This window comes from Citreicoccus inhibens (assembly GCF_019039035.1).
GTDB lineage: Bacteria > Myxococcota > Myxococcia > Myxococcales > Myxococcaceae > Citreicoccus > Citreicoccus inhibens.
Genome location: NZ_JAHNZT010000030.1, coordinates 1 through 15,642 on the forward strand (window position 1 = coordinate 1; position 15,642 = coordinate 15,642).

Here is a 15,642-nt window from a genome sequence, read left to right on the forward strand (position 1 = left end):
GTTGTGTTTAAGTTGTTGCCGGCCGCGCAGGTGCAGGTCCCCGCCGCGCTGCCCGCGAGCGCCGCTCGGCCGCCACCCGCCAAGCCCGCCGCGCCCACGCCTCCTCCCGCGAAGCCCGCCGCCGCCGCGCCGCCGCGCCCGCCGCCCATGGAGAGCGACGACGACAAGACGCCGCCGCCCACGCGCAATCCCTTCGGCCGCGCCGACGCCGCGGAGGAGTCCACCAACGCCGGCCCGATGCCGTCCGAGGCCAAGGTGGAGGTGTCCGAGGACCTGCTCGCCGATGACCCGAGCGCGCGGCCCCACATCCCGCGCCGGCCCGCTCCCGCGCTGCGGCCCTCGCCCAGCACGCCCCCGAGCGCGCGCCCCGCCATTCCGCCGCGCCGTCCCCCGCCTGGGATGCCGCCCGCGCGGCCCGCCGCCGAGGCCCTGGACGACGAGGGCGAGGACGACGCACTGCCCGAGCCGCAGAACTCGGAGAAGACGCAGATTCGGCCCGCGCCGGATCGCCCGCGTCGGTAGCGCGGCGCCCGACGTCTCGCGTTGCCCGGGAGCGCGGACCTCCGCGTCCGCGCTTCGGCCACGCCCCCACGCCCCGGGTGCGCTCCGTGACGGACCCGCGGCATGCTCGGCGCGAGGTGGGGACCTGTCGCACTGTCATGCGAACGGGCCCGTGTTGCGTGCGCATGCACCGTGTCCTTGCGAGACGGGCAAGTCGGGGAGAAAGTGGCCGATGTGTTGATTCCGCTCCTCGTCGCGCTCACCGTGGCCGCTGCATCTCCCGAGGCCCCCGTCACCGTGCTGCTGGCTCCTCCGGATGCGTCGGGCGTCCCCAGGCACATCGCCGAGTTCGCCCAGGAGCACGTGGCCCAGCAGCTCAAGTCGCGCGACCTCCAAGTGGTGCGCATCGAGGAGGTCACTCGGAAGCTGACCGCCCGGCAGCGCAAGGCCGTGCTGCGGTGCGATCGCACGGAGGCGGGCTGCATCGTGTCGCTGGGCGCGGCGGGGAAGACCGAGGTGGTGGTCGTCTCCGAGGTGGTCCCCTTCCTCAGCGGCTTCCGCGCGGGCATCCGCGCCTACCAGTCGCGCGATGGCCAGCTCCTCGCCGCGAATCAGGTGTCCGGCGTGAAGGAGGACCAACTCCTGGATGGGCTGACGCAGGCGCTCGATGTGGTGGTGCCCAAGGTGAAGAACACGCTGCGTCCGCCGCCGCCCGTGGTCGCGCCGCCTCCGCCGCCCGTGGTCGCCGCGCCGTCGCTGGTCGTTCCGCCGCAGCCCGTCGTGCCCGTGACTCCGGAGCGTGCTGCGCCGACGCATACGTGGAAGACGCCCACGGGCATCGTGGGGGTGAGCGCGGGCGCGCTGGCCATCGCGGCGGGCGTCCTCTTCAGCACGCAGGCGAAGAGTTCGCGCGACGACATCGACGCGGCCTATCGCGACAATCCCGCGGGCCCCACACAGGAAGAAGTGCGCGGCTCGCTGTCGAACCACTACGACGACCTCAAGCGACAGCGCACGTTGGCCCTGGCCAGCGGTGGCGTGGGGCTCGTGCTGGCGGGCGTGGGCGCGTACCTGTGGCTCTCGGATGGCCCTCCCGAGCGCGCGGGCAGCACGCGGGTGATCGCCGGCCCCACCAGCGTGGGCGTCCTGGTCCGGCTCCCCTGATGAAGCGGGACGCGCATCGCCATCCGCCCAACACCCGTCTGACCCCGCCGACGGAGAACTGTTGGCTGGCGGGAAGACGGGCGGCCGGGCCATGTCCGCTCGCGGGCCCTGACTCGCTCGGACGCGTCGCGTCTCGGGTATCCACCTGTTACCCTGCGTCTCGTTTGCGATGGCACCCGAGCTGATCTGCGAAACCTGCGGCCTCGCTGTCCCGTCCGACACCTCGGTGTGTCCGCGCGACGGAACGGTGCTGCTTGCCTCGTTCAGCGTGCCGGCCTCCGCGGAGCCGACCGTGGTGGTGCGGCAGAGCGCGTCCGAGCCGCCTCCCGTTCCCCCTCCCGCCGAGCCGCCCCGCGACCCGCTCATCGGGATGAAGCTGGGTGAGTACGAGCTGCGCTCGCGCATTGGCGTGGGCGGAATGGGGCTGGTGTACGACGGCATCCAGCCGCTGATTGGCAAGCGCGTGGCGGTGAAGGTGCTGCGGCCAGAGCTGGCGCACTCGGCCGAGCAGGTGGCCCGCTTGCTCGCCGAGGCCCGCGCGGTCAACGCCATCCGTCACCGCGGCATCATCGACATCTTCGGCTTCGGGCAGGTGCCGGACGGTCGGCAGTACATCGTCATGGAGTTCCTGGACGGGCAGCCGCTGGACGCGGTGCTCGCGGAGAAGGGCCGGCTGCCCGTGCACGAGGCGCTCGCGCTGCTCGAGGAGGTCCTGGGCGGATTGGCGGCGGCGCATGGCGCGGGCGTGGTGCACCGCGACCTGAAGCCGAGCAACATCTTCCTGGTCCAACAGCCCGACGGCTCTCGCTACGTGAAGCTGTTGGACTTCGGTCTCGCCAAGCGCGGCGAGGGCCCCACCGGTCGCACGGCGCAGACGCGCACGGACATGGTGGTGGGCACGCCCGAGTACATGGCGCCGGAGCAGGCCCGCGGCCAGGAAGTCGGGCCGATGACGGACCTGTACGCCATGGGCGTCGTCACCTTCGAGATGGTGACGGGCCGCCTGCCGTTCGTGGGCAGCTCTCCGGTGGACCTGCTGATGAAGCACGTGGAGGCGCGCCCACCGCGTCCGTCCGAGTTCGTCCCCGACCTGCCGCCCGCGCTCGATGCCTTCGTGTTGCAGATGTTGACGAAGGACCCCGAGACGCGCCCCAACTCAGCGGACACGCTGCGGCAGCAGCTCCAGCGCCTGCGGCGCACGCTGCGCGCGACGCGGACGAACCCCACCGCGCCCGCGCCCACGGAGCCCGCCAGTGCGCCGGCGCGCGCGGAGCTGGCGGATTCACGACGGCCCACCACGAACGTGCCCGCGCCGGTGCCACCGGAGCTGACGACGCAAGAAGTCCGAGCGGTGGGGCGGAACACGCTCGTGCGGCGGCTGCTGCCCGCGGGACTGGGGGCCGCCGCGTTGCTGGCCGCCGTGGGCGTGGTCGCCGTCACGCGAGGCGCGGGAGAAGGGGCCACCGCGCAGGCCGGCACGGCCGCAGGTGGCGCACAGCCGCAGCCCTTGGGCGCTCAAGGTGCTCCGTCGGGCACGGCCGTTGGCGGCGCTCAAGCGGGTGCGCCGACGCAGGTCGTGGACGGTGTCGCGGCCGGCGTACAGGCGGGCCCGGGCGCAGGAGGCACGCAACCTGGAGCACCCGCGCAGGGCGGGAGCGCCGCCGGCGTTCAGCCAGGGGGGGCCCAAGCCGGTGCACCGACGCAGGCCGTGGGCGGTGTCGCTCCCGGCACGCAGGCAGGCAGCGTCCAGGCGGGTGCATCGGCGGAAGCAGCGGGCGGCGTCGCCACAGGCGCGCAGTCAGCACCGGGCACGCAGCCCGGCGCACCGGCTCAAGCCCTCGCCGGAGCGAGCGCGCCTCAGCGCGGCGTTGGCACCGCGAGCACCAAGCCGGGCGCTCCTTCTCAGAAGGACCTCTTCGCCCGCATCCGCCGACTGGAGACGCGGATGAACGTCGTCTTCCCCATCGGCTCGCAGAGCGGCGACGGGGCTCGCAACTCGCTGGAGGGGCTGCGCCAGAAGACGAAGCTCGCGCAGGACGAAGGCAGCCGGCTCGACATCGCCAGCGCCCTGAACTCGTGGGAGCGGATGTTCCTCAAGAAGCGGTAGCCCTCGCTCCATGACCGAGCCGAACGGCGCGGAGTCGCCGGGACTCCTCGCGGTCGACCTGGGACTTCGCTCAGGACTCGCGCGCTATCAGCGCGACGGGCGGCTGCACTGGTATCGCTCGCAGAACTTCGCCACCCAGTCCCGCCTGAAGCGCGCGGTGCCCCAGGTGCTGCACGCCGCGGCGCCGCTCGCGTGGCTCGTGTTGGAGGGCGGTGGCCCCGTGGCCGAGGTCTGGGAGCGCGAAGCCCAGCGACGCGCCCTGCCCGTGCTGCGCGTCTCCGCCGAGGACTGGCGCGCCCGCCTGCTCTACGCCCGCGAGCAACGCAGCAGCGCGCTCGCGAAGGACGCCGCGGATGGGCTCGCCCGCCGCGTCATCGAGTGGTCCCACGCGGACCGGCCCACCTCGCTGCGCCATGACGCGGCGGAGGCCGTCTTGCTGGGACTGTGGGCCGTGCTCGAAGTGGGCTGGCTCGACCAGGTGCCCAACGGCCTGCGCCGCTGAGCGCGGGCCCTACTTCGTCGACAAGCACGCCACCGGCTCGGCGATGGCATTGCGCGCGCGGTCCTCGCTGACGAGCTGCCAACCCGCGAGGTCGCGCAACAACAGGTCGCGGTTCTGCCGGATGAGCGTGGCGTTCTTGCACTGCTTCAGGTCGGTATAGAAGCCGTAGGGCGGCAGCGCGAGTTGCAGCTCCGCCAGCTCGGACAGCGACAGGTCCGCCAGCGGCTGACCGAAAATCTTCTGCGCCGCGTCCTCCACGCCGACGATGCCGCGCTCGAAGCGGATGATGGCCAGGTCATAGGCGATGAGCTGGTCCTTCTGAAGGAAGCTGTGGAGCCGGTGCGCCGCCACCGCCAGCTCCAGGTTGTCCTTGATGCCGAGCGCCCGCGCGATGCGCACCGCCAGCAGGCGCTCGCACGCCCCATCCCCCGGCGGACGCGCGCCCAGGGCCACGCCCGCGAACAGGCGCCACGCCCAGGCCCGCCCATCCTCGCGGGGGGTCTGGAAGTAGGTGGGGCACTCCATCTGGCGGATGTAGAGCGCCACCAGGTCCTTCGGCAGCCGAGAGAAGTCCGGCTTGGCGAAGGTCAACGGCTTGTTGCCTCGGTCGACGAGCCCGACCGCCACACTCATCCGCTCATCCTCGATGCTGTGGCGCAGCTGCTTCTCGACGTCCGTCTCGTTCTCCAACGGCGGCAACTTGCTCGCCGTGTAGAGATACGTCAGCGGCACCACCACGCCGGTCAGCCCGACGAGGAACATGAGGATCCAGAACACGGTCTTCACGTCCCCTAGGCTACCAGGGGCAGCACTCGGATGGCGCGCAGGTTAAAACTGGGCCTATGACCGACTGGCACCCGGCAGCCATCGCCGCCCGCTCGCCCGCCGCGGATGGCCTCACCGACCTCGTCCTGGACATTGGCGGTACCCCGCTCGTGGGCGCGCATGCTCGGCCCGGTCAGTACGTGCGGTTGCGGATGCCCGAGCACAAAGAGGCCCTCTTCGCCATCGCCTCCCCCCCCGACCCCCAGGGCACCCGCTGGGAGTTCCTCCTCAAGGGCGGCAGCCCGCTCGCCGACGCCCTCATCCACCTGCCCGTGGGCACGCGGGTGGAGGCGTCCCGCCCCGAGGGCAAGGGCTTCCCGCTGGAGCAGGCCCGGGGACGCGACGTGCTCTTGTTCGCCACGGGCTCGGGCATCTCCGCCATCCGGCCCCTCATCGCCAGCCTGCGCCAGGAGCGAGGCGCCTACGGCCGGGTGACGCTCTACTTCGGCGCGCGCACCCCCAGCGCCTTCGCCTACTCGGACGAGTTGCACGAGTGGGAGGCGGGCCACGTGCGCGTGGTGCGCACCGTGAGCCAGCCCGGCGTCAGCGGCTGGCAGGGACTCACCGGCTACGTCCAGGCCCACCTGGGCGAGGAGCCCCTCCAGGACGCCATCGCCTTCGTCTGCGGACAGTCCGAGATGGTGCAGGGGGTCATGGCGCAGCTCCGGGAGCGAGGCGTGCCCCGGAGCGCCATCTTCCTCAACTACTGAGCCGCGACGGGCGGCTCGCGCCGCTCGACGATGGGCGCCACGTAGCGCACCCCGGTGAGCACCGCGGAGGGGTCACTCTCCTGATTGCCGGTGGCCTTCTGGGGCGTCCAGGCCGCCACGCCCAGCCACTGCCCATCCGGGCTGAAGCGCACCCGCCGCACGGACCAGCCGAACGCCCGCTCACCCCGAGGCGCGTCCTCGCCCTCCGCGAACAGGTACACGCGCTTGTCCCACCCCCCCGAGGCCAACGCGCGCCCATCCGGAGAGATGGCCGCCGTGGACACCACCCCGTGGTGGCGCTCCCACTTGCGCAGCACCTGCCCCGTGGCCGCGTCCACCATCGCGCCGGCGTTCCACGGGCCGCGCGGCTCCTCGATGTTCTTGCGCTCGCGCTCGTAGACGGTGCGGGAGCGCTCCGCCTTCTCCTCGCTGAAGGCCACGCCCAAACGGGCACCGCGCGCGTCCACGGTGACGTCGTTGACGTGCCCCTCGTAGGAGAAGTCCGAGCGAGGCTCCAGCACCAGCGTGGCCACCGCGCTCGCGTCCGACGGCGCCCCGCCCTTCAAGCTCAGGAGGGCCTCACCCGCTGCCTCGTCGAAGCTCACCTCCACCCGGTCGGTGAAGGGCGCGCCGAGGACCCCCTGAAGGCCCTGCGGCACGCACGCGTCGCAGATGGCCACGTCCACGCCATCCACCGCCAGCGACTTGAAGCGCAGCGACTGGCCATGCGCCACCCGCGCCACCGTCGTCCCCAGCGCGCCGGGCACCGAGAGGCTGTCGGTGAGCGCGGCCACGTTGATGCCCGCCGCGCCCGCCGCCGCCGTCGTCAGCAGCACCGCGGGAGCGCGCGCATCCAGCGCGAGCGCCACCGGGGCCTTGCCCTGGAGACTGCCTTGCACCACCGCGAAGCCGCCCTGCCGCGCGAAGCGCGTGCGCGCATGGTCCGCCCGCGCGCGCTGCTCGGACGCGCGGAACGCGCGCAGGTGCTTGTCCCAGCCGCCCGTGTACAGCGTCCCATCCAGCGCGAACGCGAGCGCGCTCACCGGCCCCGTGTGCGCGCGCAGCTCCGTGGCGAACGTCAGCCCCGGCACCGACACGACGGAGACAAGGCCCTGCGCGCTGCCCAGGGCGAGCCAGCGGCCGCTCGGGTGGAAGGCCACCGACACCAGCGGCTCCTCCGTGGTGAAGACGCCCTGCACCTGTCCCGAGGCCGCGTCGAACACGCGCACCGAGCCGTCGCGGCTGACCGCGGCCACGCGCGCGCCGTCCGGCGAGAAGGCCACGCCCTCCACGTCCCACTGCTGCGCGTTGATGTCCGGATCCGTCATCAGCCGAGGCTCCGGCGTCAGCGACCAGACGGACAGGTTGTAGGCCTTGAGCCCCAGGCGCGAGTACGCGACCCGGCCGCCCTCGGGCGCGAAGTCCAACGCCCAGATGAAGTCCTGGTTGTTGAGCACGGAGGTGTCACCTCCGAGTCCCATCACCGGGCCTGCCAGATAGCCCCGCGGCGTCTCGGCCAGTCGCGCCAGCGTCTCGGGGGGAACCGAGGGCGCGTGCGCGCAGCCCTGCGCCAACGCCAGCCCCGCCACGAGCGCGAGGCGCCCCACCCCCGCCTTCATGTGCCCGAGCCTCCCGCCGCCGCCTTCTCCTTCTCCACGTTGATCTCGGAGACGCCCTTGTTGTCGATGGCGATGAGGAACAGCTGCTTCTGCGCCTCGCGCTTCTCGTTCATGGACGTCTTGCCGGTGGCGCCCTCGAAGTCCTTCAGGTTCGCCAGCGCCTGCCGCATGTCCGCGCGCGTCTGAGGCCGCTGCTTCTCGATGATGTTCCGCAGCATGCGCGCCGAGTCGTAACCAATCGCCTCCAGCAGACCGGGGTCACGCCCGCCCTCGCGATACGCCTCGCGGTAGTCCTTCACGAAGCGGCGCGTGGCCGGCCGCTGCGAGTCCACGAAGAAGCCATCCACGTACACCGAGCAGGTGACGAACTTGCCGCCGCGCTCCAGCAGCTCCGGCAGGCCCGAGCGCCCCTTCGGGCTGCTCCACTGGTTGGTGCCGAAGAGCGTCACCGTCTTCAGCTCCTTCTTGCCCGTCGTCTTGCGGATGCGCTCCAGGTCGCGCGGGTCGCACGCGTTGGTGACGATGTCCTCCACCGCCAGCGCCGGCGCCACCAGGCTCACGCGGCGCCAGTCGTCCGGGATGAAGAGGCCCTCGAAGTCGATGATGGGCTCCACGCCGCTGCGCGCCTTCTCCATCGCCTTGCGGCGGCGGAACGCGTCCAGGTTCTCGCCCTGCACGTCGCGCACGGCCTCGGCGTAGTCGCTGCGGTCATCCAGGTAGTAGCGGCCCACCAGCTTCTTGGCCTCGCTGGTGAATGTGGTCTGGTCGTGCGCGTAGTTCTCCGCGCCGCGCATCACCCCGCCGTGTTCCAGCACCTCGTCCCAGAACTCGTTGGCCAGCTCCACGCCATACGGGATGTTCGGGTAGAGCACCGCGAATCGCTTGTAGCCCTTCACGTTCATCGCGTAGTCCGCGATGGCGCGCGCCTGCGCGGAGTTGGTCAGCATGTTGCGGAAGACGTAGGGCCCGATGTCGGTGATGCCCTCCTGCCGGCTCATGGTGAGCAGCGGAACCTGAAGCTCCTCGGCCGCCAGCGCCGCGCGCTTGGTGTCCTCCGTCAAGAGCGGCCCGAGCGCCGCGATGGCGCCGTCATCGAACGCGAGCTGCTCCATCGCCTGGCCCGTCTTGTTGACGTCGCCCTGCGTGTCCTTCACCACCAGCTCGATGTCGCTGCCGTGGAGCGCCAGCTGCACGCCGCGCAGCACCGCCTCGCCAATGGGCTGGTAGCGGCCCGTCATGGGCAGGAGCACCGCCACCGCCTTGGGCTTGGCCTCCACGCGGCGCGTGGCCCGCGCCAGCAGCTCGCGCGCCTGGGGGGCGAAGCTGCTGTTGGGCGCCTCGCGCAGGAAGCGCTGGAGCGTCTCCTCCAGTCGGGTCCAATCGCGCAGGTGGTAGTAGATGCGCGCCAGCTTGAACGTCAGCACCGGCCACGCGGGGTTGGACGAGGACAGCCCGTCCGCCACGCGCGCGATGTCCACGAAGTCCGCGCGGCCCTCCACCAGCTGCTCCACCTTGGCCACCGCCTGGGCCTGGGCCTCGGCGCCCTGGGCCTCGCCGGCGTCCTTCACGGCCATGGTCAGCGCCTGCGAGTACAGGCCCGCGCCCTCGGCCGCGCGCGACAGCTCCTTGAGCAGCTGCTCCTTCTCCGCGCCCTCCGCGCGCTCGGCCAGGCTGGAGAGCGTCTGGTACGCGTCGCGGTAGGCGCCCACCGCCATCGCGGAGAGGGCCAGCTTGTGCTTGGCGTCATCCGCGCGCGGATACAGCGGGTTCTCGAAGAGCAGCTCGTTGAAGGACTTGCGCGCGTTCACGTAGTCCCGCGACTCGTAGAACAGGACGCCCGCTTGATAGAGCGCCTCCTGGCTCGCGGTGGTGGCGGGGTACGCCTTGCGCACGGACAGGTAGGCCTCGGCGGCCTTGCGCTTGTCCGCGCTGCCCTGCGCGGTGGCCCGAGCCTGGGCGAGCGCGGCGTCCGCGGACGCGTCCTGCTTCGCCTCCAAGCTGGGCCGGGTGGGGAACGGCTCGCCCTCGGGGTTCTCGCCCGGGCCACCCGTCCCGCCAGCGGTGCGGGTGGGCGCCTTGGGACAGGCGGACATCAGCAGGGCCAGCGCCAGAACGAGCGCGCGGCGCGAAGCAGAGAGGACTTCCATGGCGAGGTGCATAGCAGCGCGGGTGCGCCTCCGTCGACAACGGAGCAGGGGGAAGATTCCCCAGGGAAAACTCCCACCCCATTGCACCGCGCATGCCCCCCGCCCACCCCTCGAAGCGCGGCTGCGGGGCCACGCGAACGTGGCCCGCGGCGCACGCCCCGATGCTCGCTAGCCGAACAGCTCCTTCACCTTGGCGAAGAAGCTCTTGGACTGCGGGTGGCTCTCCTCGCCGGCCAGCTCCGCGAAGCGCTCCAGCAGCTCGCGCTGCTTCGAGGACAGCTCCGTGGGCGTCTCCACCACCACGCGCACGTGCTGGTCGCCCCGCTGCTGGCTGTGCAGGTGCGGGATGCCCTTGCCGCGCAGGCGGAACACCTTGCCGGACTGCGTGCCCGCGGGGATGGTCATCTTCACCTTGCCGTCCAGCGTGGGCACGTCGATCTTCGCGCCGAGCGCCGCGTGCGTGAAGGAGATGGGCACCTCGCAGAAGACCTCGTACTCCTCGCGCTGGAAGAGCGGGTGCTCGCGCACGATGACCGTCACGTACAGGTCGCCGGGAGGTCCGCCTCGGTCGCCGGGCTCGCCCATGCCCGCCAGGCGCACGCGCGTGCCGTTGTCCACGCCGCCCGGGATGGCCACCTCGATGACCTCGTCCGAGGGAATCTTGCCCGAGCCCCGGCAACGCGCGCACGGGTCCTGGATGGTGGTGCCCGCGCCGCCGCAGTCACCGCACGGGCGCGACACGGCGAAGAAGCCCTGCGTGTAGCGCAGCTCGCCGCTGCCGCCGCACGAGGCGCACGTCCGAGCCCCCGCGCCGCTCTTGCTGCCCGAGCCCGAGCACGTGTCGCACTTCTTGGGACGGGGGATGGTGACCTTGGGGCGGCAGCCGAACGCGGCCTCCTCGAAGGAGATCTCCAGGTTGTAGCGCAGGTCCGCGCCCCGGCTCGTCTGCCGCCGGCCGCCGCCACCCCGCGCGCCCCCGAAGATGTCTCCGAAGATCTCCCCGAAGATGTCGTTGATGTTGACGCCCTGGAAGCCGCCGCCCGCGCCCTCGAACGGGTTGCCGGCGTGGCCGAAGCGGTCGTACTTCGCGCGCCGCTCCGCGTCGCTCAGGACCTCGTAGGCCTCGGAGGCCTCCTTGAACTTGTCCTCGGCGTCCTTGTTCCCCGGGTTGCGATCCGGGTGGTACTGCAGCGCGACCTTGCGGAACGCGCTCTTGAGTTCCTGCGCCGACACGGTCTTCTGGACGCCCAGGACCTCGTAGTAGTCGCGCTTCTGCCCCGCGGCCGCTGCCATTCCGTCAAACCCCTGGAAATTGCTGGTGTTTTCCTACTGCGTACAAATCCGAATCACTATAACGCAGCGAAACGCACCAGCAATCCAGGGGTGTTGGCCCTAGACGGTCCACACGCGATTGACGGTCAGCTCCATGCGGGCCAGCCGACGCTTGAGCGCCGGGTCGACGGGGCCATGGGCGGCCCATTTGGGGACCACGAAGTGCAGCTCGGCGTTGTAGAGCTTGGCGGCGCTGGCCAGCAGGCTCCACCGGTTCTCCGCGAGCGGGTCATCCACCAGCTCCGGGGTGACGATCTCCAGGATGATGGGCGTGTGGGCGGAGTCCGATTGGCGACAGGTGAAATCCGGCCGATGGTCCTCGATGGTCCCGGACAGGATGGGCGGAGGCATGAAGCCCGGCAGACGGGCCTTGATGTCCGTATAGCCAATGGTCCGGAAGTACTCGGCCATCAGCCAGAGCAGGCGACGACGGTCCTCCTCTTCCACCACCGGTTCGCAGCCCGGATTGAACAGGGCCTCTTTCTCGTTGTTGGTCTCCATGGCTCCCGGAAACCTGTCCGCCGGGTCCACGGGGAGCAACGAACGACCCTGCGGGCTGCGTCCGCATGGCCGCCCGGCAGCCAACGGACACGGGGCCGGGATGCCCCTTTGGCTTGGACGTCCTCGTCGCATCGATGACAGAGTGCGCGCCCACCCGTGGCTCCCCGTCCTTCCGCGCATGTCTATCGCCGGCTGCTCGGCTACCTGCGGCCCTATCGCCGGCTGCTGGTGGCGGGGACCTCGGCGTCGCTCGTGGCCGCCGTCGCCACCTCGGGTTACGCCTGGTTGGTGGGCCCCCTGCTGCGCGCGGTGCTGACCGGCGCGCCTGTCACGGTGGCGGGCGTGGCGCTCCCCATGGACGCGCTGCTCAAGCGACTCCCCTTGTTGGTGGTGGCGGTGGCCCTGGTGAAGTCCACGGCACAGTTCCTCCAAGGGGGACTGATGCAGCGGCTGGGCCAGCGCGTCATGGCGGACCTGCGCGGCTTCCTCTACGAGAGCCTGCTCGCCCAGCCGCCCGCGTTCTTCGAGCGGCGGCACTCGGGGGAGCTGGTGGCGCGCTTCACCGCGGACGTGCCGCTGGTGGAGTTCTCCGTCACGCAGGCGCTCACGTCCTATGTGCGGGACGGGCTGCAAATCCTCGCCCTGCTGACGACGTGCTTCCTCATCGACGGGAAACTGTTTCTCTTCACCTTCGTGGTGGTGCCGTTGACGGTGCTGCCCATCAACCGCTTCGCCCGCTCGCTGAAGAAGGTCGTCACGCGCTCGCAGGCGAGCCTGGGCGCGCTCACCGCCATCACCGCCGAGCAGCTCCAGAACCTGCCGGTGGTGCAGGCGTACGGCACCGTGCCCCGCGCGCTCACGCGCTTCGACGCCGAGGCGGATGAGTACCTGTCCGAGATGCGCCGCTCGCTCTTCATCCGCGGCGCGGTGAGCCCCACGGTGGAGCTGCTGGGCATCGTGGGTGTGGCGGTGGCGGTGGCCTGGGGCGCGCGCGCGGTGTCGGTGGATCCAGGGCTGGCGGGGCGCTTGCTGTCCTTCATGGCCGCGGCGCTGCTGCTGTACCAGCCGGTGAAATCGCTGAGCGGCACGCTGTCGCAGGTGCTCACGGGGCTGGCCGCCGCCGAGCGGCTCTTCTCCCTGGCGGATGAGCCCGCGCCGCCGGACGTGGGCGCCGAGGCCGCGCCGCTCTCCCGAGCGCTCGAGCTCGCGGGCGTGCGCGCCACCTACTCGGATGGACGCGAGGCGCTGCGCGGCGTGGATCTGACGGTGCCTGCGGGCGCGCGCGTGGCGCTGGTGGGCGCGTCGGGCGCGGGCAAGACGACGCTGTTCTCCGTGCTGCTGGGCTTCCTCTCCCCGAGCGGCGGGCAGGTGCGCTGGGATGGACGGGCCTTGTCGGAGCTGAAGCCCTCCAGCGTGCGCGCGCAGCTCGCGTGGGTGCCGCAGGAGCCCGTGCTCTTCTCGGGCACCGTGCGCCACAACCTGCGGCTGGGTCGTCCCGAGGCCACGGACGAGGCGCTGTGGGAAGCGCTGCGGTTGGCGCACGCGGAGGACTTCGTGCGCCAGCTCCCCGGCGGACTGGACGAGCCCGTGGGTGAGCGAGGCGGGCGGTTGTCCGGAGGGCAGCGGCAGCGGTTGGCGCTGGCGCGCGCCTTCCTGTGCCGGCCGTCGGTGCTGCTGTTGGATGAGCCCACGAGCGCGCTGGACGCGGCGAGCGAGGCCGCCGTGAGCGAGGGGCTCGCCGCGCTCATGAAGGGGCGCACCGTGCTCGTCATCGCGCACCGGCTGTCCACCGTGCGCGACGCGGACCTCATCGCGGTGATGGAGGCGGGCCGCATCGTCGAAGCGGGCACGCACGAGGAACTGCTCGCGCGCCGAGGCCGCTACGCGCGGTTGCTCGGAGAAGGCGCCGTCGCCGCCTGATTCGTCGCGGCGCCGCGTGCACCCCCTGATGCGTGCGCCTGGACGCACCGCCTCGGGGTCCGAGTTCTCGCAGCACCGCGCCAATCCCCGTGCACTCGCGGAGCATGGCCCTTCGCGGTCCGCGCCATCGCGGTGCCCGCGCTTGCGCGTGCATCCGTGCTCTGCCACCGTCACGGGCCCACGCTCATGCCGTCGCCTCGGGAGCCCCTGTCCCTCAACGCGCTGCTGCTGGTGCCCGCCCTCGCGCTCGCGGGGCTGGCCTGTGTGGCCGTGGCCGCTCGGCACTTCGCCCTCGCCACCGCCACCACCCTCACGCTCGCGCTCGTCCCGCTCGTCTTCCGGCTGTGGACGCGCACCTGGTATCGCGGCCTCGTCCTGCGCGGCCTGGGCCTCTTCGTGGCCGGAATGAACGCGCCCATCCTCGTGGGCGGCGTCATCGCCTACGGCCGCCTGGGCTGCGAAGGCCCCGAGTGCGGGCACCTCCTCCTCGTGGGCATCCTGCTCGCCCCCGTCGTCGGCACCCTCTGCTCCGTCGTGTATTGGCTGGTGGGTCGTCCCCCAGTCTGAATTCACAGCTTTAGCAGGAGAGACTACTATTGCCGGAAATGCTTGTTCCGGCCCGTCCTCGCCTCACCCCAGGTCTGCTCGGCGCGGCGACCCTGCCCGCCATCGTGGCCCTGTCCAGCCTCGTCCTTCCGCCGCTCTTGGGCGATGCCGGGGGGCTGTCGGGCGTCGTGAGGGCGGCGGGTCCGTTCGCGGCGCTGGTGGCGCTGACGCTGCTGGTGGCGGTGCCGCTGCTGACGTTGATGCTCGCCTACACGGGCCTGGGGCGCCCGGTGCCGCTGGCGGTGATGGTGGGCGTGGCCACGCTGCCGTGGATGTTGGGGCTCTTGGGGTCCGAGGTGCAGTTGGAGGCGGCCTGGGGGGAGCCGCCTTCGCTGGAGCTGCTGGACGCGGGCGGGCTGTTTCCGTCGGGCAGCGCCGCGGCCATGGCACCTCGGCTGTTGGGGGCCTGGACGAGCGCGATGCTGCTGGGCGCGCTCGCGGTGGGACTCGCGCTGGCGCGGCTGGCCCCCGCATGCGCCCGAGAGCATGGCGCGCGGCCGGGGACGCGCGGCGTGCTGTTGCTGGGCAGCGCGCTGTCCGCCGTGCTCGCGTGTGTGGCGCTGGTGGGCGCGATGGAGGCGCATCACCTGTTCGCCCTGCTCAATCGGCTCGGGGAGGGGCCGGACCTGGAGCTGCCCGAGGGCCTGGGCGATGTGGCCTCGCTGCATGCCGCGCGCTGGACGTGCATCGCGTTGTTGGCGGTGCTCGCGTTCGCGATGGGGGCGCGGCGCGCGAGGGAATGTCGGCCGCACGCGATGGAGTGGATGGGCGGCCTGGTCCTCACCGCGGCGCTGGCGGGCCTGCTCGTCCTGGACGCGCATCCGCCGAGCGCGACGGGCCATGGTGAGCGCGCATCCCCGCTGGCGCCCGCGCAGCACGCCTCCGGGTGGGGCTTGGACATGCGGCGGCTGCTGGGACAGCGGAGCCTGGCGCCCCGCCCCGCCCCGCGGCAGGTCCATCAGAGAAGCCAGAAGAGCAGGACCACGGTCAACGCGGTGGCCACGCCAAAGACGGCGAGCATCACCAGCCCCTCCGAGTGGCGCACCACCGGCGGCAGCACCTCGTTGGGCAACGACTGACCGAAGCGCAGCGGCGCCGCGGGCGGCGCGGGCTCGACCACGGGGGGCTCGGGTTCGACGACGGCGGGCTTCGCGCGCGTGGCCTCCACCCGCGCCAGCTCCAGGCCCTCGCGAGCGAGCGCCAGCACGCGCTGGATGTGGAGGATGTAGCGGTCCTGCCCTTCGTATGAGGACAGCGCGCTCGCCGCGTCCAGCACGCGCCCGGGCACCAGCTCCGCGTCCGTCTGGACCACCGAGGACGCGGGGCCTCCCGGGGCGCCCTCGCCACGCTCGACGCGGCCGGTGCGCACGCCCTCGCCGCTGGCCCACACACAGTGGTCCTCCAGCAGCGTGAGCTCCTGGCGCTGCACGCGCCCGTCGCGATCCACGAGAGACAGCAGCTCGGCGCCGGCCGCCCCGAGGTGCCAGACGGTGCGCAGCCCGTTCTCGCCGGGCGGTCCCTCCACCGCGCGAACGCCATACAGGGCCTGCATCGCGCGCTTCCGAGTCTCTTGCGAGGGGTCTGACATGAAGGGCGCCAGACTAGGAGCGCGCGCGCGGAAACGGAAGACAACTGGACGCTCGTCCGCCCGACCGCAGACGCCATGCCCGGCGCTGCACAGCTTGAAGTGTCCTGACCCTGACTGGAG

13 protein-coding genes are annotated in these 15,642 nt (G+C 72.0%); 7 read left to right on the forward strand and 6 right to left on the reverse strand.

Annotated elements, in window-relative coordinates; all coding sequences use genetic code 11:
• The first annotated feature begins 12 nt into the window (after positions 1–12).
• From KRR26_RS27245 to KRR26_RS27260, 4 genes are all read left to right on the forward strand, one after another.
• Positions 13–522 (forward strand): hypothetical protein, encoded by a 510-nt coding sequence (locus KRR26_RS27245; RefSeq protein WP_217081226.1) that lies wholly within the window; start codon positions 13–15, stop codon positions 520–522.
• A 213-nt stretch (positions 523–735) separates the two neighbouring features.
• A complete protein-coding gene (locus KRR26_RS27250) occupies positions 736–1,665 on the forward strand; it encodes a hypothetical protein (RefSeq protein WP_147422919.1) in 930 nt (309 codons plus the stop codon).
• A gap of 169 nt (positions 1,666–1,834) precedes the next feature.
• Complete coding sequence (locus KRR26_RS37025; RefSeq protein ID WP_236069254.1) at positions 1,835–3,772, forward strand: serine/threonine-protein kinase; 1,938 nt, start codon at positions 1,835–1,837, stop codon at positions 3,770–3,772.
• Positions 3,773–3,782: 10 nt separating this feature from the next.
• Positions 3,783–4,274: a hypothetical protein gene (locus KRR26_RS27260; RefSeq protein ID WP_217081227.1), complete on the forward strand. Its 492-nt coding sequence runs from the start codon at positions 3,783–3,785 to the stop codon at positions 4,272–4,274.
• A 9-nt stretch (positions 4,275–4,283) separates the two neighbouring features.
• On the opposite strand, the gene KRR26_RS27265 is transcribed toward KRR26_RS27260, so the two are convergent.
• Positions 4,284–5,060: a transglycosylase domain-containing protein gene (locus tag KRR26_RS27265; protein WP_120204445.1), complete on the reverse strand. Its 777-nt coding sequence runs from the start codon at positions 5,058–5,060 to the stop codon at positions 4,284–4,286.
• A 56-nt stretch (positions 5,061–5,116) separates the two neighbouring features.
• Here KRR26_RS27265 and KRR26_RS27270 point away from each other — a divergent pair, with 56 nt between their 5' ends.
• On the forward strand, positions 5,117–5,809 hold the full coding sequence (locus KRR26_RS27270; protein WP_120204444.1) for a ferredoxin reductase domain-containing protein: 693 nt from the start codon (positions 5,117–5,119) through the stop codon (positions 5,807–5,809).
• On the opposite strand, the gene KRR26_RS27275 is transcribed toward KRR26_RS27270, so the two are convergent.
• The 4 genes from KRR26_RS27275 to KRR26_RS27290 form a co-directional block, all read right to left on the reverse strand.
• Positions 5,803–7,428: a WD40 repeat domain-containing protein gene (locus KRR26_RS27275; RefSeq protein ID WP_217081228.1), complete on the reverse strand. Its 1,626-nt coding sequence runs from the start codon at positions 7,426–7,428 to the stop codon at positions 5,803–5,805. The genes KRR26_RS27270 and KRR26_RS27275 overlap by 7 nt on opposite strands.
• Entirely contained in the window at positions 7,425–9,575 is a 2,151-nt protein-coding gene (locus KRR26_RS27280) for a penicillin-binding protein activator (protein WP_199723723.1), read from the reverse strand. Before KRR26_RS27280 ends, KRR26_RS27275 begins: the two co-directional genes overlap by 4 nt.
• Positions 9,576–9,743: 168 nt before the next feature.
• Positions 9,744–10,868, reverse strand: a complete 1,125-nt coding sequence (gene dnaJ, locus KRR26_RS27285; protein WP_120204438.1) for a molecular chaperone DnaJ — start codon at positions 10,866–10,868, stop codon at positions 9,744–9,746.
• Between the two features lie 99 nt (positions 10,869–10,967).
• A complete protein-coding gene (locus KRR26_RS27290) occupies positions 10,968–11,408 on the reverse strand; it encodes a hypothetical protein (RefSeq protein ID WP_120204437.1) in 441 nt (146 codons plus the stop codon).
• Between the two features lie 156 nt (positions 11,409–11,564).
• Here KRR26_RS27290 and KRR26_RS27295 point away from each other — a divergent pair, with 156 nt between their 5' ends.
• A complete protein-coding gene (locus KRR26_RS27295; protein WP_217081229.1) occupies positions 11,565–13,328 on the forward strand; it encodes an ABC transporter ATP-binding protein in 1,764 nt (587 codons plus the stop codon).
• A gap of 186 nt (positions 13,329–13,514) precedes the next feature.
• Positions 13,515–13,895 (forward strand): hypothetical protein, encoded by a 381-nt coding sequence (locus KRR26_RS27300; protein WP_217081230.1) that lies wholly within the window; start codon positions 13,515–13,517, stop codon positions 13,893–13,895.
• Positions 13,896–14,892: 997 nt separating this feature from the next.
• Here the strand turns inward: KRR26_RS27300 and KRR26_RS27305 are convergent.
• Positions 14,893–15,522, reverse strand: coding sequence for a hypothetical protein (locus KRR26_RS27305; protein WP_199723722.1), 630 nt, complete (start codon positions 15,520–15,522; stop codon positions 14,893–14,895).
• Positions 15,523–15,642 lie beyond the last annotated feature (120 nt).